Here is an 18,332-nt window from a genome sequence, read left to right as displayed (position 1 = left end):
ATGGACTATTGGCCCATCTTTGTGCTGACCCTGCCCGGTGATGACGCGCGGCGTGCGCCGCTGTTGTCCCAGCTGGAGGGAGCGGGGTTTTCGCCACAATTATTTTTTGGTGTCGATGGCCGAAACGGACTACCTTCCGATTGCGAGGCTCTGATCAATCGGGACGGCGCGCGCCAGGCGTTGGGGCGGGACATGACAGATGGTGAGTTCGCTTGCGCCCTGTCACACCGTGCCATCTACGCGAAAATTCTGGATGATGGACTGCCCGGAGCTGTTATCTTTGAAGATGACGCACGCTTGGCGCCCGAATTGCTGGACCTCATGACCATGCGGCAGCACCAACAGGTTCCAATGATACTGTTTCATTATCGATATGGGCGTGGCTTGGCATTTTCACGAAAGCGTCTTTCCCCCACTGCATCCATGCAACGGGCCGTGAACCGGGCGACGAGTACCATGGCGTATGCCCTGCGGTGTGATTCGGCAGCGGTGCTGATGAGCCATGCAACGCCCGTCTCATTCCAGGCTGACTGGCCATGCGATCTCTATGCAGCGAAGGCGTGGCTGCTTAACCCCAGGATGGCATTTGAGGCCGAGGGTAACGTGTCGCATCTGCAAGATGACCGTGCTCGGACCGTTCAGAATGTGCCCAAGCCTCCGCGGGGACATACGTTCGGCCAATGGGTCCGGGCCCGATTCTCGAATCGCGTCGGACGCGAGCGTGGACAGCCATGACGCAAAGTCCCTTCCTGATCCTGACGATGAAATGGGGCACGCTCTATTCCAGTGCCGACGTGAACCGGCTGGCGGCGCAGGTGGCGCGTCATCTGGACCGGCCGCATCGCTTTGTCTGCTTTACTGACGACGCCACGGGCCTTGATCCGCAGATCGAGGCACTGCCCTTGCCCGAGCTGGGGCTGCCTGAGGGGCATGGCGACACGCGCTGGCGCAAGCTGGCGCTGTTCCGGCGCGATCTGGGCGGCCCGGATGCCAGCCTGTCGGGGACGGCGCTGTTTCTGGACATCGATCTGGTGGTGGTGGACGATCTGGGGCCGTTCTTCGACCTGCCGGGCGATTTCTTCATCATCCGCGACGACGACCTGTTCCGCGCCAAGCCGCTGCGCCGCGTCAATCCGCCCCGCGACCGGTTCCTGCACAGCGTCGGCAATTCCAGCGTGTTCCGCTATCAGGTGGGTGCGCATGGCTATGTGCTGGACGCCTATCTGGCCGATCCGGCGGCGGCCACGCGGGACTACGAGATCAGCCAGCAGTTCCAGTCGGCGCAGCTGGCCGCGCACGGGCATCTGCACTATTGGCCCAAGGGCTGGTGCGTCAGCTTCAAGAACGACTGTGTGCCGCGCAATCTGGTCAGCTATCTGCGCGACCCGTCGTTGCCCGAAGGCGCGAAGATCGTGCTGTTCGCAGGCGCGCCCAAGATGGAGGACGTCTTTTCCGGGCGCGGGCACAAATGGTACCGGCGCATCGGTGATATCGGCTGGCTGCGCAAGGCCTGGGAAAACCCGTGATCTCTGACGCGTTCCGCCGGTTCAAGCGGCGCCGCCGCCAGGCCCGCGCCCTGGCCGAAATCGCCGCGCGGCCCGACCGGCCAGGCCGCCCGCACGGTTTGTCCGGCCCGCTGATCGTGTCGCTGACCAGCCATGCCGCGCGTTTCGCCACGCTGGCGCCGACATTGCGCGCGCTGACCCGCCAGACTGTGCAGCCCGACCGTCTGATCCTATGGCTGGACGAGGGCGATCAGCACCGCCTGCCGCCGGAGGTCGCGGCTATGCCGGGGCTGGAGATCCGCATCTGTCCCGACTGGCGGTCCTACAAGAAGATCATCCCGACGCTGATGGCGCATCCCGATGCCTTTGTCGCCACCGCGGATGACGATCTGTTCTATCCCGCCGATTGGCTGGAGCGGCTGGTGGCGGTGGTGGCCGGGGGCGCGGGCATCGCCTGCCTGCGCGCGCATCGGGTGGTGATGGCCGGCACGGCCCCTGCCGGATACGAGGATTGGGATCACAACATCGCAGTGCCCGAAGCGGGACCGCTGGTCTTTCCGACCGGCGTGTCGGGTGTGATCTATGCGCCCGGCGTGTTTCATGCGGATGTGACCCGGGACGATCTGTTCATGCGCCTGGCGCCGGGAGCGGATGACATCTGGCTTTACTGGATGCACCGGCTGGCCGGATCGCGGCCCGCCAAGACCGGCGGACGGGCACGCATTCTGGAATGGCAAGGCAGCCAGGCCGTCAGCCTGCGGTCGGTGAACCGCCCCGCCGCCGGGCAGGGCGGCAATGACCGGGCCATCGCCGCCCTGATGGGCCATTACGGCTGGCCGTGATCAGGCGGGGTCCTTGGCGAACCGCAGATAGGGCAGCTTGATGTCCAGGGGGCCGTATTTCGCCTCGGCGGCCTTGTCGTCCAGCGACAGGGCCACGATCACGTCCTGACCGGGCACCCAGTTCGCGGGGGTGGCGATGGGCTGGCCGTCGGTCTTGATGATCGCGTCCAGCGCGCGCAGGATCTCGGCGAAGTTGCGGCCGATGGTCATGGGATAGATCATCATCAGCTTGATCTTCTTGTCGGGGCCTACGATGAACACCGTGCGCACGGTGGCGCTGTCGGCGGGGGTGCGGCCGTCGGGCAGATAGGCCTCGGCGGGCAGCATATCATAGGCCTTGGCGACCGTCAGCGAGGTGTCGTCGATGATCGCGAAATTGGCCGGGGTGCCGGCGAACTGCGCGATGTCGCGTTTCCATTTCACGTGCTCCTCGACCGTGTCGACGGACACGCCCAGGACCTTGGTGTTGCGCTTTTCGAACTCTCCGGCCAGCTGGGCCACGGCGCCGAATTCGGTGGTGCAGACGGGGGTGAAATCCTTGGGGTGGCTGAACAGGATCGCGTAGCTGTCGCCCAGCCAGTCGTGAAAGCGGATCTGGCCCTCGGTCGAATCGGTGGTGAAGTCGGGGGCGATGTCATTGATGCGCAGGCCCATGGGGATGTCCTTTCAGCCGGTTGCGGTTCGCCCATAGATAAGCGCTGCGGCGGCAAATGGAAGGCCGTGGCGGCGTGACACATTCGCGTCCTTGCATGCGACTGGCTGCGGGGTTGCGGCGGGCGCTGCGCGGTGACAGGCTTTGCGCATGATGCATGAGGAGTGCGAGATGTCCCAGATTCTGGACCAGCGGAAATTCTATATCGACGGGGCCTGGGTGGCCCCGGCACAGGCGCGCGACCTGGAGGTGATCGACCCCTCGACCGAGGAGGCGGTGGCGGTGATCTCTCTTGGCGGGCAGGCGGATACGGATGCCGCGGTGGCCGCGGCCAAGCGCGCCTTTCCGGCCTGGGCCGCGACGCCGCCCGCCGAGCGTCTGGCCGTGGTCGAGCGTATCCTGGAGGTGTACGAGCGCCGCATGCCCGATATCGCCCGCGCGATCAGCCTGGAGATGGGCGCGCCGCAGGACATGTCGCGGGCCGATCAGGCCGAGGCCGGGGCCTGGCACACGCGCAATTTCATCACCGCCTTCAAGGAGTTCCAGTTCGTGCGGCCGTTGGGCGATCATGCCCCGACCAGCATGGTCGCGTGGGAGCCGGTGGGCGTGGTCGGTCTGATCACGCCGTGGAACTGGCCGATGAACCAGGTGACGCTGAAGGTGATCCCGGCGCTGCTGGCGGGGGATACCTGCGTGCTGAAGCCCTCCGAAATCGCGCCCCTGTCGTCGATGGTCTTTGCCGAGGTGCTGCACGAGGCGGGCGTGCCCGCGGGCGTGTTCAACCTGGTGAACGGCGACGGGGCGGGCGTGGGCAGCCAGCTGTCGGTGCATCCCGACGTTGAGATGATCAGCTTTACCGGGTCGACCCGCGCAGGGATAGCGATCAGCAAGGCGGCGGCGGACAGCCTGAAGAAGGTCGTGCTGGAGCTGGGCGGCAAGGGCGCCAACATCGTTTTTGCCGATGCCGACGACAAGGCGGTGGTGCGGGGCGCGCGGCATTGCTTCTACAATACCGGTCAGTCCTGCAACGCGCCGACGCGGATGCTGGTCGAGCGGTCGGTCTATGACCGCGCGGTCGAGGTCGCGGCCAGGGTGGCCGAGGAGACCGCTGTGGCGACGGCCCATCAGCCGGGCCGCCATATCGGTCCGGTCGTGTCGCGCGCGCAGTGGGACAAGATCCAGGGCCTGATCCAGGCGGGCATCGACGAAGGCGCGCGCCTGGTCGCCGGCGGGACCGGCCTGCCCGAGGGGGTGAACCGCGGCTATTTCGTGCGGCCGACGGTGTTCGCGGATGTGTCCAACGACATGACCGTGGCGCAGCAGGAGATCTTTGGCCCGGTGTTGTCGATCATCCCCTTCGACAGCGAGGAGGAGGCCGTGGCCATCGCTAATGACACGCCCTACGGCCTGACGAACTACGTCCAGAGCCAGGACGGCGCGCGGCGCAACCGCGTGGCGCGGCAGCTGCGGTCGGGCATGGTCGAGATGAACGGCGAATCGCGCGGGGCCGGGTCGGCCTTTGGCGGCGTCAAGAAATCGGGCCGCGCGCGCGAAGGCGGGGTGATGGGGCTGGAGGAGTTCATGGACAGCAAGGCCATCAGCGGATGGGACCGCGCCGCCATACCGGCCGTGGTACCCAATCTTTCGGAACCGGCGCCGGGGGGACTTCCCGTCCCCCCGGACCCCCCTGCGGGGACATCCCGCCAGCCAAGGCGCGGCATGGGACCGGTGCCAATCCGCCATGGCGCACGCGGGGGCTGCCCGCGGGGGCATCGCCCCCGCCGCGAAAGATGGCCCCCTCGATGGGGGCCGGCTTTCGCCGCCACCGCCCGAAGGGCAGAGGGCGCCGTCGGTTCTGGCCTGTGGCCGGGATGCGGGGATCAGGCGATCTCGGCCAGAAAGATGTAGCCCGCGCCGTAGATCGTCTTGATCAGGCGGGGGTTCTTCGGGTCCTCGCCCAGCTTCGTGCGCAGCCGTGAGATACGGACGTCCATCGCCCGGTCAAAGCTGTCGCCGGCTGAGCCGCCCAGGGTCTCCAGCATCTGCGCCCGGGTGATCAGGCGGCGGGGGTTGTCGGTGAACAGGCGCAGGACCTCGGCCTCGGCGTGGGACAGGGGCGTCTCGGTGCCGTCGGGCGCGGTCAGCAGATAGCGGTCGAAATCCGCGGTCCAGCCAGCAAAGCGCAGGGTTTGGGGGCGGTGCGCCGTGCCTTGGGCAGGCTTGCGCAGGCGGGCGCGGATGCGGGCCACGACCTCGGCCGGCTCGAACGGCTTGGTGATGTAGTCGTCGGCCCCCAGCTCCAGCCCCGTCACCCGGTCCTGCACCTGCGCGCGCCCCGACACGATGATGATCACCGCCCCCGAATCGGAGGCCAGCCTGTGTACCAGCGCCAGCCCGTCCCGGTCGGGCAGACCCAGGTCGATCAGGCAGGCGTCCGGCGTGATGCGGCGCAGCGCCGCCTCGAACTCGGTCGCGCGGGCAAAGCACTGGGTGCGGAACCCCGCCTGTTCCAGCGCGGCGGACAGCAGGCGGCGGATCTCGGGCTCGTCGTCCAGGATGGCGATCAGGGGGGCGTCGGTCATGGGGTATCCTCGGCTGAGGGCCGGAGCGCGGAAAGCGCCGCCGCCAGCCGGGCCTGCGAAAAGGGTTTGGTCAGCACCGGCCCCGGCGCCAGATCGCGCAACGGGTCCCCCGGCGGCAGCGAGGTCATCAGGATCAGCGGCACTCCGCCCGGCGCCGCGCGGGCCATCTCGACCCCCAGGCCGTCGCCCAGCTGGATGTCCGACAGGATCACCCCCAGATCGGGCAGGTCGGTCAGCGCCCGCGCCTCCGACAGCGACGCGGCCTCGATCACCGCATGGCCCAAGGCCGTCAGCTGGTCGCGGACCTGCGCGCGGATCAGGTCGTCATCCTCGACCAGCAGGACCATGCGCCGCGTCACCGGACGCCAGGGCAGGCGCAGCATCACCTGCGCGCCGCGTGGCCCGTTGGACAGGCGCATCGTGCCGCCGACCATCTTGGTCTGGTCATAGACCATCGACAGGCCCAGGCCCGACCCCTGGCCCTTTTTCGTGGTGAAGAACGGCTCGGTCGCGCGGGTCAGCGCCTCGGGGGTGAAGCCGGGGCCGGTATCGCCGACCGACAGCTCCAGCCAGTCGCCGCTGCGCCGCGCCTTGAGCGTGATGACCCCCGGCGCGGTCATCGCCGCATTCGCGTTCAGCACCAGGTTCAGCAGCGAATCCTGCAGCGCGCCGGGGTCCAGCAGCAGCTGCCCCGGCGGCAGGGCCACGGCCAGGTCCAGCCGCGTGCCCTCGGCCAGCGACGGGCGCGCCAGAACCGCCAGATCGTCCAGCAGCGCGGGCAGGTCGGTGGGCTCCAGCGCGGGTTCGCGCGCGCCGGTGATCTGCGCCAGCCGGTCCAGCAGGGACGCCCCGCGCCGGGCGGCGGCCAGCGTGGCCTGGACGTCCTCGGCCGCATCAGAGGGCAGATCGCGGGCGGCCAGGCGCGCCTGCAGCCCCAGGATGATCGTCAGCAGGTTGCCGAAATCATGCGCCATGCCGCTGGTCAGCCGCGCCGCCAGGTTGCGCCGCGCCGCATGGGCCAGCGCCTCGCGCGACTGGACCTCGGCGCTGACATCGGTGGAGAGGATATAGACGCCCTGGCCGTCGCGGTCCGGCGTCAGCGCGATGCGGATGCGCCGCCCCGAGGTCGGATGCGTGATCTCGAACACCTGCGGATCGCCGGCCAGCGCGCGTTCCATATAGGGGCGCAGGGTGCGGGCCGTGGCCGCGCCCAGAGCCTCCTCCAGCGTCAGGCCGACGATGTTGCCCGCGGCGCCGGGAAAGACCACCGGCAGCCGCCGGTTGGAGAAGGTATAGCGCAGCTGCGCGTCCATATGGGCGATATGGGCGGGCACCATCTCGGTCACCTGGCGGGTGCGGGCCTCGGTCCGGGTCAGGATGCGCTGCGCCTCGGACAGGGCGGCGTTGGTCGCGGCCAGCTTGCGGTTCGCCGCCGCCAGTCTTTCGGCATTCAGCAGCACCTGTTCGGACAGCGCGTCTGAGCGCGCCCGCAGCAGCTGCTCCTGGCGCTTGATGTCGGTGATGTCGGTATAGACGGTGACCCAGCCCCCCTGGGTCAGGGGTGCCCCCTCGACCGCGACCCATCGACCATCGGCGCGTTCGCGTTCAAAGTAATGCGGCTGGAACGTCCGGGCCTGCGCCACGCGCAGCGCCACCGCCGATTCGGGGTCCTGGACCCGGCCATATTCGCCGCGCCGGGCCAGATAGCGGATCGTGTCCTCGAAATGCGTGCCGGGGCGGGTCAGCGCGTCGGGCAGATCGAACATCGCCTGATACTGCCGGTTGGCCACCGCCAGCCGCAGATCGGCGTCAAAGATCGACAGCGCCTGCCCGATCAGGTTCAGCCCCGACAGGGTCAGGTCGTCGCGGATCGCCTCCGGGGTGATCGGTGCGGCGGGCTGGGTCATGGGGTCTCCTCCGGGGCAAAGCGTTAGCACCGGCGGGGCCTTTGCGAAAGCGGCGTAACATTTTGTTGGAATCGGGCAAAACTGGCGCAAGGATTGGGGCCAAAGCTGATCGGGCCGCAACAGCACGGGGAGGTGCCGCGCGGCCGGGTGCAACAGCGCCTTGAGGGAGGACAGATGACCGTTCAGACAACGCCCCCGGGCGACCTGCAATCCGTGCCCGCACTGCTGGCGCGCAACGTCGCCCGGTTCGGCGACAGGCCGGCCTATCGCGAAAAGGAATACGGGATCTGGCAGAGCTGGACCTGGTCCCAGGCTGCCGAAGAGATCCGCGCCCTGGCGATGGGGCTGATGGCGCAGGGGCTGAAGCCCGGCGATCACATGGCGATCATCGGGCGCAACCGCCCGGCGCATTACTGGGGCATGATCGCGGCGCAGATGTGCGGCGCGGTGCCGGTGCCGCTGTATCAGGACGCGGTCGCCGCCGAGATGGCCTATGTGCTGGATCATTGCGGCGCGCGGTTCGTGCTGTGCGGCGATCAGGAGCAGGTCGACAAGGTGCTGGAGGTCGAGCAGACCACCGGCGCCAGCGCCCGCATCATCTATACCGACACGCGGGGCCTGCGGAAATACGACCATGACAACATGGCGGCGCTGGCCGATGTGCAGGCGCAGGGCCGCGCCGGGGCGGCGACGCTGGGGCCGCGGCTGGACGCGATCATCGCGGGGCTGGATTACGACAGCACCTGCGTGATGCTGTATACCAGCGGCACGACCGGCAAGCCCAAGGGCGTGGTCCTGTCCAACCGCAACATCATCGAGACCGCCCGCAACACCGCCGAATTCGACAACCTGACCGAGGTCGAGGAGATCGTGGCCTATCTGCCGATGGCCTGGGTCGGCGATTTCATCTTTTCGATGGGTCAGGCGATGTGGTCCGGCTTCACGGTGAACTGCCCCGAGGGGGCGCACACGATGATGACCGACATGCGCGAGATCGGGCCGACCTACTTCTTTGCGCCGCCGCGCGTGTTCGAGACGCAGCTGACATCGGTCATGATCCGCATGGAGGATGCCAGCCGCCTGAAGCGTTGGCTGTTCAAGCGCGGCATGGCGGTGGCGCATCGCGCAGGTCCTGCGCTGCTGGACGGCAAGACGGTCAGCTTTGGCGACAAGCTGGCCTATGCCCTGGGCAAGATCTTCGTCTTTGGCCCGCTGAAGAACACCCTGGGTCTCAGCCGCGTGCGCGTGGGCTATACCGCCGGAGAGGCGATCGGCCCCGAGATCTTTGATTTCTACCGCAGCCTGGGGATCAACCTGAAGCAGCTCTACGGTCAGACCGAGGCGTCGGTCTTTATCACCCAGCAGCCCGACGGGCAGGTGCGCTCCGACACGGTCGGCGTGCCCAGCCCTGGCGTCGAGGTGCGCATCGGCGACAACGGAGAGGTCTATTACCGCAGCCCCGGAACCTTCGTCGAATATTACAAGAACGCCGACAGCACCGCATCGACCAAGGATGCCGAGGGCTGGGTGGCAACGGGCGACGCCGGTTTCTTCGAGGAGGCGACCGGCCATCTGCGCATCATCGACCGCGCCAAGGACGTGGGCCGCATGGCCGACGGCACGATGTTCGCGCCCAAATATGTCGAGAACAAGCTGAAGTTCTATCCCAACATCCTGGAGGCCGTGGTCATCGGCAATGGCCGCGATTTCTGCACCGCGATGATCAACATCGACCTGACCGCGGTGGGCAACTGGGCGGAAAGGAACAACATCGCCTATGGCAGCTATCAGGAACTGGCGGGCCACCCACAGGTCTATGCCCAGATCCGCGAGCACGTGGAGGCCGTGAACGCCTCGGTCGCGCAGGACCCGATGCTGTCGGGTTGTCAGGTCCACCGGTTCCTGGTGCTGCACAAGGAGCTGGACCCCGACGACGGAGAGATGACCCGCACCCGTAAGGTCCGCCGCGCCGTCATCACCGAGAAGTTCCACGACCTGGTCACCGCGCTCTATGACGGCTCGACCAGCATCCATACCCGCACCGAGGTCACCTATGAGGATGGCCGAAAGGGTGCGATCAGCGCGACCCTGCGCATCGAGGATGCCCGCGTCTATGGCGACGCGGCCCGCCAGAAGGTAGCAGCCCAATGAACGCGATGACACAGGACGGCTACGTCACCGCCGATGGCCGCCAGATCGGCCCCGTGGTGATGGAGCTGCGAAACATCACCCTGCGCTTTGGCGGCGTGGTCGCCATCAAGGACATCAGCTTTGACATAAGGCAGGGAGAGATCCGCGCCATCATCGGCCCCAACGGGGCGGGCAAGTCGTCGATGCTGAACGTGATTTCGGGGTTCTATCACCCGCAGGACGGCCAGGTCATCTTCAAGGGCCAGGTGCGCCCGGCGATGAAGCCCTATCAGGTCGCCCGTCTGGGCATCGCCCGCACCTTCCAGAACATCGCGCTGTTCGAAGGCATGTCGGTCCTGGACAACATCATGACCGGCCGCCTGAACAAGATGAAGGCGGGGTTCCTGTCCCAGGCCCTCTGGTGGGGTGCCGCCGAGCGCGAGGAGATCGAGAACCGCGCCGCGGTCGAGCGGATCATCGACTTTCTGGAAATCCAGAACATCCGCAAGACGCCCGTGGGCCGTCTGCCCTATGGCCTGAAAAAGCGGGTCGAGCTGGCCCGTGCGCTGGCGGCGGAACCCAACCTGCTGCTTCTGGACGAGCCGATGGCCGGCATGAACGTCGAGGAAAAGGAGGACATGTCCCGCTTCATCCTATCGGTGAACGACGAGTTCGGCACCACGATCTGCCTGATCGAACACGACATGGGCGTGGTCATGGACCTGTCCGACCGGGTGGTCGTGATGGATTACGGCAAGAAGATCGGCGACGGCACGCCCTCCGAGGTGCGCAGCAATCAGGCGGTGATCGACGCCTATCTGGGGGTGGCCCATGACTGACCGCATGACTGACCCGAAAGGAACCGCGTGATGGACCAATTCATTTTCGGCATGGAGGTCGTGATGAACGGCCTGATGACCGGGGTCATGTATGCGCTGGTGGCGCTGGGCTTCGTGCTGATCTTCAAGGCGTCGGGGGTGTTCAACTATGCCCAGGGGGTGATGGCGCTGTTTGCGGCGCTGACCCTGGTGGGCATCCAGAACGGCCAGGTGCCCTTTGCCCATCTGATCAACGCGACCTTCGGGACCTCGCTGCACCATTTCGGCTGGACGGTGCCTGCGGTGCTGGCCGTGGCGCTGACCGCGCTGGTCATGGTGCTGCTGGCCTTTCTGATCGAAAAGCTGGTCCTCCAGCACCTGGTGGGGCAGGAGCCGATCATCCTGTTCATGGCGACCATCGGGCTGGCCTATTTCCTCGAGGGCCTGGGCGACGTGATGTGGGGCGCCGACATCAAGACGCTGAACGTGGGCCTGCCGCAGGGCATCTCGGACGGCATCGAGGAGGTCACCGCCACCTGGTTCGGCTACGGCTTCTTCATCGACCGGCTGGACCTCTGGGCCACGCTGATCGCGGCGATGCTCGTCGCGGCGCTGGTGGCCTTCGCCCAATACACCAAGCAGGGCCGCGCCATGCGCGCCGTGGCCGACGACCATCAGGCGGCGATGTCGGTGGGCATCTCGCTGCGCTTCATCTGGGTGATGGTTTGGTCCATCGCGGGCTTCGTGGCGCTGGTCGCGGGCATCATGTGGGGCACGAAATCGGGGGTGCAGTTCAGCCTGTCGCTGATCGCGCTCAAGGCGCTGCCGGTGCTGATGCTGGGCGGCTTCACCTCGATCCCCGGCGCCATCGTGGGCGGCCTGATCATCGGCGTGGGCGAGAAACTGTTCGAATTCACCATCGGCCCCATGGTCGGCGGCGCGACCGAGAACTGGTTCGCCTATGTGCTGGCGCTGGTCTTCCTGGTGTTCCGACCCCAGGGCCTGTTCGGCGAACGCATCATCGAACGGGTGTGACCATGGCCCTTCTTCTTCAGAAAAATATCCCGGGGGTGCGGGGGCTGGCCCCCGCGGCGACCGCAGCACAGGGAACGACCGCATGATCTATCGCGAGGCAGGCGACTTCAAGACCAGCTACCGGGACGACAGCCAGACCTTTCCGATCCGGCTGGACCGCTGGGGCTATTACGCGATCCTGGCTGTGGCCTTCGGCATCATCCCCTTCGTCATCAACGATTACTGGGCGAATGCGGTGCTGGTGCCCTTCCTGATCTATGCGATCGCGGCGATGGGGCTGAACATCCTGACCGGCTATGCCGGACAGGTCAGCCTGGGCACCGGCGGCTTCATGGCGGTGGGCGCCTATGCGGTCTACAAGCTGATGACCGCGTTCCCCGATGTCAGCATCGCCATCCATGTGCTGCTGGCGGGGCTGATCACCGCCGCGGTCGGCGTCCTTTTTGGCCTGCCCAGCCTGCGCATCAAGGGCTTCTACCTGGCGGTCGCGACGCTGGCCGCGCAGTTCTTCCTGGTCTGGCTCTTCAACAAGGTGCCGTGGTTCTACAACTACTCGGCCTCGGGCCAGATCACCGCGCCGACGCGCACGGTGTTCGACCAGGCCGTGACCGGCCCCGCCGCCAGCGCGCCTGCGAAATACCTGGTCTGCCTGGTCTTTGCCTTTGCTCTGGCGTGGCTGGCGCGCAACCTGACGCGGGGCAGCCTGGGCCGCAAGTGGATGGCGATCCGCGACATGGACATCGCGGCCGAGATCATCGGCGTGAACCCGCTCCGTGCGAAACTGTCGGCCTTTGCGGTCTCCAGTTTCTTCGTGGGCATCGCGGGCGCGCTGCTGTTTGCGGTCTATCTGGGCGCGGCCGAGGTCGGCGAGGCCTTCGGCATCAACAAAAGCTTTCTGGTCCTGTTCATGATCATCATCGGCGGCCTGGGCAGCATCTTCGGCAGCTTTGCCGGCGCGGCCTTCCTGGTCCTGCTGCCGGTGCTGCTGAAGAACACCCTGGTCGGCACGCTTGGCTGGCCCACCGATCTGGCCGCCCATATCGAGCTGATGATCGTGGGCGCGCTGATCGTGACCTTCCTCATCGTCGAGCCGCACGGCCTGGCGCGCCTGTGGCGCCTGGCCAAGGACAAGCTGCGCCTCTGGCCGTTCCCGCATTAAACCGAAGAACCGGGCAACCGGCATCGCATCTCTGGGAGGAGACCCGCAATGAAACTGACCCTTGCCGCCCTGGCCACCACGATGATGGTCGCGACCCCCGCCTTGGCCGATCTGATCGTGCCGAACATGTCCTATCGGACCGGGCCCTATGCCGCGAACGGCATCCCCTATGCCGACGGCTTTGCCGATTACTTCACCCTGCTGAACGAACGCGACGGCGGCATCGGCGGCCAGCTGGTGCAGGTCCCGGAATGCGAGACGGCCTACAACACCGAAAAGGGGGTCGAGTGCTATGAATCGCTGCGCACCCAGAACCCGCTGGTGCTGAACCCGCTGTCCACCGGCATCACCTATCAGCTGATCCCGCGCATCAGCCAAGACGGCATCCCGCTGTACACGCCGGGTTACGGGCGCACCTCGGCCAAGGACGGCTCGGTGTTTGAATGGGTGTTCAACGCGCCTGCGAACTACTGGGACGGGGCCTCGGTCGCGGTCAAGCATATCCTGGAGCAGGAGGGCGGCGATCTGTCCGGCAAGAAGATCGCGCTGGTCTATCACAACTCGGCCTATGGCAAGGAGCCGATCCGCACCCTGGAGGAGCTGTCCGAAAAGCACGGGTTCGAGCTGAACCTGCTGCCGGTCGATGCGCCCGGCCAGGAGCAGAAGTCGCAATGGCTGCAGATCCGCCGCGACCGGCCCGATTACGTGATCATGTATGCCTGGGGCGTGATGAACCAGGTCGCCATCCAGGAGGCCGTGAACATCCGCTTTCCGATGGACAAGTTCATCGGCATCTGGTGGTCCGGCTCGGAGAACGACGTGCGCGCGGCGGGTGCCGGGGCGGATGGCTACAAGGCGCTGACCTTCCACGGGGTGGGCCGCGACTATCCGCTGTATGACGACCTGCAGCAATACGTCTACGACGCGGGCAAGGCCGCGGGTGCGGGCGATCAGGCGGGCAGCGTGCTGTATTCGCGCGGCGCCTATGCGGCGCTGGTGATCGCCGAGGCCATCGCCAAGGCGCAGGAGTTGGCCGGCACCTCCGAGATCACGCCCGCGCAGATGCGCGACGGCTTTGAGGCGCTGGAGATCACCGCCGAACGCATGGCCGAGCTGGGCCTGCCCGATTTCGGCGCCCCCATCGCGTTGTCTTGCGAGAACCACGGCGGCGACGGCCTGGCCCGCATGCAGCAGTGGAATGCCGGTGAGGGCAGCTGGTCGCTGATCACCGACTTCATCGAGCCGGATGCCGAGATCCTGGACCCGCTGGTCGCCGAGGACAGCGCGGCCTATGCCGCCGAGGCGGGCCTGACCGCGCGCTGCAACTGATCCATGACCGGCGGCGGTCACCCCGCCGCCGGTTCCGCAATCAAGGGGACCGCCCATGTTCGATGCCGAGAACCGCGAGACGCTGCTGGATGTGAACAACATCGAGGTCATCTATAACCACGTCATTCTGGTGCTGAAGGGTGTCAGCCTGACCGTGCCGAAAGGCGGCATCACCGCGCTGCTGGGGGGCAACGGGGCGGGCAAGACGACAACGCTCAAGGCGATCTCGAACCTGCTGGCCAGTGAACGGGGCGAGGTGACCAAGGGCTCGATCACCTATCAGGGCGACAACATCACCGCCCAGGACCCCGCATCGCTGGTCCGGCGCGGCGTCATTCAGGTGATGGAGGGCCGCCACTGCTTTGAGCATCTCACCGTCGAGGAGAACCTGCTGACCGGCGCCTATACCCGCCGCGACGGATCGGCGGCGATCAAGCGCGACCTGGAGATGGTCTATGAGTATTTCCCGCGCCTGCGCGAGCGGCGGAAAAGCCAGGCGGGATACACGTCGGGCGGTGAGCAGCAGATGACCGCGATGGGTCGCGCGCTGATGTCGCGCCCGCAGATGATCCTGCTGGACGAGCCGTCGATGGGCCTGGCCCCGCAGCTGGTCGAGCAGATCTTTCAGATCGTCAAGGCCGTGAACGAGGGCGAGGGCGTGACCTTCCTTCTGGCCGAGCAGAACACCAACGTGGCGCTGCGCTATGCGCATCAGGGGTACATCCTGGAGAATGGCCGCGTGGTGATGGAGGGTCCGGCAGCGCAGCTGCGCGAGAACCCGGACGTCAAGGAATTCTATCTGGGCATGTCGGATGAGGGACGCAAATCGTTCCGCGACGTGCGCAGCTATCGCCGGCGCAAGCGCTGGCTGGCCTGAGGGGGTCATCATGGGATATTACGACGAACTGGAAACGCGCGACGAGGGTCAGCGCGCCGAGGCGCTGGCCCAGGCCCTGCCGCTGGCGCTGAGCCGCGCCAAGCTGGCCCCCGCGATGGCGCGCCTGTTGCGCGACGTGGAGCCGGAGGCAGTGACCGACCGCGCCGCGCTGGCCCGCCTGCCGGTGATCCGCAAGGCCGAGCTGTCCGAGGCGCAGCGCAAGCAGCCCCCCTTCGGCGGCTATACCACCCGCCCCGCCGCGCAGTTCGACCACATCTTTCAGAGCCCCGGCCCGATCTATGAACCCGGTCGGCGCGACGGCGACTGGTGGCGGCTTGGCCGCTTCCTGCATGCCGCGGGCGTGGGGCAGGGAGACATCGTCCAGAACTGCTTCGGCTATCACCTGACGCCTGCCGGGATGATGTTCGAATCAGGCGCGCGGGCGGTGGACGCGGCCGTGTTGCCCGCCGGCACCGGGCAGACAGAACTGCAGGTGCGCGCGGCCGTCGACATTGGCACGACCTGTTATGCCGGCACGCCCGATTTCCTCAAGGTGATCCTGGACCGCGCCGACGAGATGGGCGAGGTCTTGTCCTTCACCAAGGCGGTGGTGGGCGGCGGTGCGCTGTTCCCGTCGCTGCGCGCGCTGTATGCGGACCGCGGGATCGTGACGCGGCAATGCTATGCGACCGCCGATCTGGGCAACATCGCCTATGAGAGCGAGGCGCTGGAGGGGATGATCGTCGATGAGGGCGTGATCGTCGAGATCGTGCGCCCCGGCACCGGCGATCCGGTCCCCGAGGGCGAGGTCGGAGAGGTTCTGGTGACCACGCTGAACCCGGACTATCCGCTGGTGCGCTTTGCCACGGGCGATCTGTCGGCGGTGATGTCGGGCACCAGCCCTTGTGGTCGCACGAACATGCGCATCAAGGGGTGGATGGGACGCGCCGATCAAACCACCAAGATCAAGGGCATGTTCGTGCGCCCCGAACAGGTCGCGGCCCTGGTCGCGCGCCATGCGGACGTGTCGCGCGCCCGCGTCATCGCCGACCGCCAGGGAGAGATGGACGTGATGACCGTCCAGCTGGAGACGGCGGGGCAGGGCGGCGATTACGCGGCCTCGGTCATGGAGACGCTGAAGATGCGCGCCGACGTTCAGCTGGTCGCGCCCGGCAGCCTGCCCAATGACGGCAAGGTCATCGAGGATCGCCGCAGCTATGAATAGGGCGCATTTGATCCGTTAACTTGCCTGAAACCTTTGCTCCGGCGACAAGGAAGTCTGACTGGAACAAAGGGTGACATCATGGCTGCGGGCAAGGGGCTGAACGGGCCGTCCATCATCATCAAGCGGATCGAGGCCTCGTCCGAGGGCGGCCATCACGGCGGCGCCTGGAAAGTGGCCTATGCGGATTTCGTGACCGCGATGATGGCGTTCTTCCTGCTCTTGTGGCTCTTGAGCGCCACGACCGAGGATCAGAAATCGGGCCTGGCCGATTATTTCGCGCCGACCGTGATCCAGACGCCCTCGTCGACCACCAGCGGCGGCGGCGAAGGTACGGATGAGGGCGTGCGCCACGCGATCGAGGCGCCGCTGCCCGACACCGACAAGGCCGGCGATTTCGAGGAGGTCGCCAAGGCCGTCCAGGACAGCCTGACCGGCACGGGCGCCGAATCGGCCCAGCTGACCAACCTGCTGCAGCATGTCGTCACCCGCATGACCGATGAGGGCCTGGTGATCGAGCTGGGCGATCTGACCGATGCGCCGCTGTTCGTGGACGACACCGCCCAGCCCCAGCCTGCGCTGAGCGAGCTGATGGGAATCATCGCCCGGGTGATCGGTCACGTGCGCAACGACGTGGCGCTGACCGGGCATGTGCGGGCCTATCCCGAAACGCTGCTGGCCTCTCCGGTCTGGCCGCTGTCGGATGCGCGGGCGCACACGGTGCGCAACCTGCTGGAACAGCAGGGATTCAACGGAAAACGCGTGCAGCGGGTCAGCGCCTTTGGCGACCGCAAGCCGCGCCGGCCCAATCCGATGGACCCGCTGAACAACCGGGTTGAGCTGATTTTACTGAGATAGGCGGTCCGATTAGCCTTATCTTAAGCGTTCCGGGGCAGGGTGGCAGACAAGACCGAAATCAGAAGGGTGTCTGTCCATGTCCATCTCCTCAGCGATGAATGCCGGCGTGTCCGGCCTGACGGCGAATTCGTCCCGTCTCGGCACGATCTCGGACAATATCGCGAATGCCTCGACCTTCGGCTACAAACGGGTCGAGACCGCCTTCAACTCGCTGGTCGTGGGGCAGGGGGCAGGGCTGTACACCGCAGGCGGCGTGCGCGCCTCGACCACCCGGTCGGTGTCGCAGGACGGGGCCATCGTGACGACCTCGAACGCGCTGGATCTGGCGATGACCGGGCGCGGCATGCTGCCGGTGACCACGCTGAACGACGCGACCAGCGGCAATGCGCCATCCCTGATGATGACGCGGACAGGCGCGTTCCGTCCCGATGCCAGCGGGCTGTTGCGCAACGAAAGCGGGCTGGTGCTGATGGGCTGGCCCACCGCGGGCGACGGCACCATGCCACTGGTCGCGCGTGACACGGCCGCCGCGCTGCAGCCCATCCGGATCGAGGCGAACCGCCCCGAGGGCGACCCCACCACCCAGGTGATGCTGGGCGCGAACCTTCCTGCCACGCAGACCCTGCCGGGCAGTTCGGGTGCGCCCCTGCCGCTGAAGGTCGAGTATTTCGGCAATCTGGGCACCTCCGAATCGCTGGACATCACCTTCACCCCTGATGTGCCGACGACGCCCGGCATGTCGAACAGCTGGGTGGTCAAGATCCTCGACAGCGCCTCGGACAACGCGGTGATCTCGACTTTCCGGGTGACCTTCGACGACAGTCAGACGGGCGGCGGCGCGCTGGCGACTGTCGAGGATATCGGTGGCGGTGCCTTCGGGCCGTATGTTGAAGCCTCCGGCGCGATTCCGCTGAATGTGGGCGGGGGCAATATGGAACTGGTCATCGGCGTGCCGGGCGGGGCCAGCGGGCTGAAGCAGCTGGCTGCCAGCTTCTCTCCGTCCAATATCACCAAGAACGGCTCTCCGGTCGGTCAGCTGGTGGGCGTCGAGGTCGACGCTCAGGGGTTCGTCAAGGCGACCTATGACACCGGCTTCGTCAAGGCGCTATACCGCATCCCGGTCGTGGACGTGCCGAACCCGAACGGGTTGATCGCGATGGAGGGGCAGGCGTTCAAGACCTCGCCCGATTCGGGTGGCTTCTTTCTGTGGGATGCGGGTGACGGGCCGACCGGTGCGATTGCCGGCTATGCCCGCGAGGCGTCCACCACGGACATCGCCCAGGAACTGACCCATCTGATCACCACGCAGCGCGCCTATTCGTCGAACGCCAAGATCATCCAGACGGTGGACGAGATGCTGCAGGAAACCACCAATATCAAACGCTGATCCGCCCGCAGGGGCCCGCGCAGGAGGCC

General features: G+C 66.7%; 15 protein-coding genes and 1 pseudogene. 13 read left to right on the top strand and 3 right to left on the bottom strand.

Annotated elements, in window-relative coordinates; all coding sequences use genetic code 11:
• From ABS73_RS02800 to ABS73_RS02790, 3 genes are read left to right on the top strand one after another with little or no spacing between them, the layout of a single operon-like run.
• Entirely contained in the window at positions 1-735 is a 735-nt protein-coding gene (locus ABS73_RS02800) for a glycosyltransferase family 25 protein (RefSeq protein WP_277022135.1), read from the top strand.
• Positions 732-1,526 carry a hypothetical protein gene (locus ABS73_RS02795; protein ID WP_277022137.1) on the top strand — a complete coding sequence of 265 codons (795 nt, stop codon included), beginning with the start codon at positions 732-734 and terminating at the stop codon, positions 1,524-1,526. Before ABS73_RS02800 ends, ABS73_RS02795 begins: the two co-directional genes overlap by 4 nt.
• Entirely contained in the window at positions 1,523-2,347 is an 825-nt protein-coding gene (locus ABS73_RS02790; RefSeq protein ID WP_277022138.1) for a glycosyltransferase family A protein, read from the top strand. The genes ABS73_RS02795 and ABS73_RS02790 overlap by 4 nt, the downstream gene beginning before the upstream one ends.
• Here the strand turns inward: ABS73_RS02790 and ABS73_RS02785 are convergent, their stop codons facing one another.
• Entirely contained in the window at positions 2,348-3,001 is a 654-nt protein-coding gene (locus tag ABS73_RS02785; RefSeq protein ID WP_136854807.1) for a peroxiredoxin, read from the bottom strand.
• Positions 3,002-3,170: 169 nt separating this feature from the next.
• On the opposite strand from ABS73_RS02785, the pseudogene ABS73_RS02780 reads away from it, so the two are divergent.
• A pseudogene (locus ABS73_RS02780) lies at positions 3,171-4,619 on the top strand (aldehyde dehydrogenase family protein); the annotation flags it as partial.
• 260 nt (positions 4,620-4,879) lie between these two features.
• Here the strand turns inward: ABS73_RS02780 and ABS73_RS02775 are convergent.
• Together ABS73_RS02775 and ABS73_RS02770 are read right to left on the bottom strand one after the other, a co-directional pair.
• Complete coding sequence (locus tag ABS73_RS02775; RefSeq protein WP_277022139.1) at positions 4,880-5,581, bottom strand: response regulator transcription factor; 702 nt, start codon at positions 5,579-5,581, stop codon at positions 4,880-4,882.
• Positions 5,578-7,488, bottom strand: coding sequence for a hybrid sensor histidine kinase/response regulator (locus tag ABS73_RS02770; protein WP_277022141.1), 1,911 nt, complete (start codon positions 7,486-7,488; stop codon positions 5,578-5,580). The genes ABS73_RS02775 and ABS73_RS02770 overlap by 4 nt, the downstream gene beginning before the upstream one ends.
• A 174-nt stretch (positions 7,489-7,662) precedes the next feature.
• On the opposite strand from ABS73_RS02770, the gene ABS73_RS02765 reads away from it, so the two are divergent.
• The 9 genes from ABS73_RS02765 to ABS73_RS02725 all read left to right on the top strand — a co-directional run bounded on the left by ABS73_RS02765 (position 7,663) and on the right by ABS73_RS02725 (position 18,303).
• Entirely contained in the window at positions 7,663-9,639 is a 1,977-nt protein-coding gene (locus tag ABS73_RS02765; protein ID WP_277022143.1) for an AMP-binding protein, read from the top strand.
• Positions 9,636-10,457, top strand: a complete 822-nt coding sequence (locus tag ABS73_RS02760; protein WP_136854795.1) for an ABC transporter ATP-binding protein — start codon at positions 9,636-9,638, stop codon at positions 10,455-10,457. The genes ABS73_RS02765 and ABS73_RS02760 overlap by 4 nt, the downstream gene beginning before the upstream one ends.
• A gap of 30 nt (positions 10,458-10,487) precedes the next feature.
• Complete coding sequence (locus ABS73_RS02755; RefSeq protein WP_423805181.1) at positions 10,488-11,471, top strand: branched-chain amino acid ABC transporter permease; 984 nt, start codon at positions 10,488-10,490, stop codon at positions 11,469-11,471.
• Between the two features lie 82 nt (positions 11,472-11,553).
• The gene (locus tag ABS73_RS02750) at positions 11,554-12,630 is read left to right on the top strand and encodes a branched-chain amino acid ABC transporter permease (RefSeq protein WP_136854794.1); all 1,077 of its coding nucleotides are present in this window, start codon (positions 11,554-11,556) and stop codon (positions 12,628-12,630) included.
• Between the two features lie 48 nt (positions 12,631-12,678).
• Positions 12,679-13,959 (top strand): ABC transporter substrate-binding protein, encoded by a 1,281-nt coding sequence (locus ABS73_RS02745; protein WP_277022151.1) that lies wholly within the window; start codon positions 12,679-12,681, stop codon positions 13,957-13,959.
• Between the two features lie 55 nt (positions 13,960-14,014).
• Positions 14,015-14,836 (top strand): ABC transporter ATP-binding protein, encoded by an 822-nt coding sequence (locus ABS73_RS02740; RefSeq protein ID WP_136854792.1) that lies wholly within the window; start codon positions 14,015-14,017, stop codon positions 14,834-14,836.
• A gap of 10 nt (positions 14,837-14,846) precedes the next feature.
• Positions 14,847-16,061, top strand: coding sequence for a phenylacetate--CoA ligase family protein (locus ABS73_RS02735; protein ID WP_277022153.1), 1,215 nt, complete (start codon positions 14,847-14,849; stop codon positions 16,059-16,061).
• 78 nt (positions 16,062-16,139) lie between these two features.
• Positions 16,140-16,916, top strand: a complete 777-nt coding sequence (locus ABS73_RS02730) for a flagellar motor protein MotB (protein WP_277022157.1) — start codon at positions 16,140-16,142, stop codon at positions 16,914-16,916.
• 76 nt (positions 16,917-16,992) lie between these two features.
• On the top strand, positions 16,993-18,303 hold the full coding sequence (locus tag ABS73_RS02725) for a flagellar hook protein FlgE (RefSeq protein WP_277022159.1): 1,311 nt from the start codon (positions 16,993-16,995) through the stop codon (positions 18,301-18,303).
• The last annotated feature ends 29 nt before the right edge of the window (positions 18,304-18,332 follow it).

It is taken from the genome of Paracoccus sp. SCN 68-21 (assembly GCF_001724535.1).
Lineage (GTDB): Bacteria > Pseudomonadota > Alphaproteobacteria > Rhodobacterales > Rhodobacteraceae > Paracoccus > Paracoccus hibiscisoli.
Note: the sequence above shows the minus strand (reverse complement) of the source record. Positions and strands in the feature narration are given on the sequence as shown.

Bases quoted from the DNA above. Each gene is read 5' to 3' on its own strand.
- ABS73_RS02800 (WP_277022135.1), top strand. From the start codon at position 1: ATGGACTATTGGCCCATCTTTGTGCTGACCCTGCCCGGTGATGACGCG.
- ABS73_RS02795 (WP_277022137.1), top strand. From the start codon at position 732: ATGACGCAAAGTCCCTTCCTGATCCTGACGATGAAATGGGGCACGCTC.
- ABS73_RS02785 (WP_136854807.1), bottom strand. From the start codon at position 3,001: ATGGGCCTGCGCATCAATGACATCGCCCCCGACTTCACCACCGATTCG.
- ABS73_RS02775 (WP_277022139.1), bottom strand. From the start codon at position 5,581: ATGACCGACGCCCCCCTGATCGCCATCCTGGACGACGAGCCCGAGATC.
- ABS73_RS02770 (WP_277022141.1), bottom strand. From the start codon at position 7,488: ATGACCCAGCCCGCCGCACCGATCACCCCGGAGGCGATCCGCGACGAC.
- ABS73_RS02765 (WP_277022143.1), top strand. From the start codon at position 7,663: ATGACCGTTCAGACAACGCCCCCGGGCGACCTGCAATCCGTGCCCGCA.
- ABS73_RS02760 (WP_136854795.1), top strand. From the start codon at position 9,636: ATGAACGCGATGACACAGGACGGCTACGTCACCGCCGATGGCCGCCAG.
- ABS73_RS02755 (WP_423805181.1), top strand. From the start codon at position 10,488: ATGGACCAATTCATTTTCGGCATGGAGGTCGTGATGAACGGCCTGATG.
- ABS73_RS02750 (WP_136854794.1), top strand. From the start codon at position 11,554: ATGATCTATCGCGAGGCAGGCGACTTCAAGACCAGCTACCGGGACGAC.
- ABS73_RS02745 (WP_277022151.1), top strand. From the start codon at position 12,679: ATGAAACTGACCCTTGCCGCCCTGGCCACCACGATGATGGTCGCGACC.
- ABS73_RS02740 (WP_136854792.1), top strand. From the start codon at position 14,015: ATGTTCGATGCCGAGAACCGCGAGACGCTGCTGGATGTGAACAACATC.
- ABS73_RS02735 (WP_277022153.1), top strand. From the start codon at position 14,847: ATGGGATATTACGACGAACTGGAAACGCGCGACGAGGGTCAGCGCGCC.
- ABS73_RS02730 (WP_277022157.1), top strand. From the start codon at position 16,140: ATGGCTGCGGGCAAGGGGCTGAACGGGCCGTCCATCATCATCAAGCGG.
- ABS73_RS02725 (WP_277022159.1), top strand. From the start codon at position 16,993: ATGTCCATCTCCTCAGCGATGAATGCCGGCGTGTCCGGCCTGACGGCG.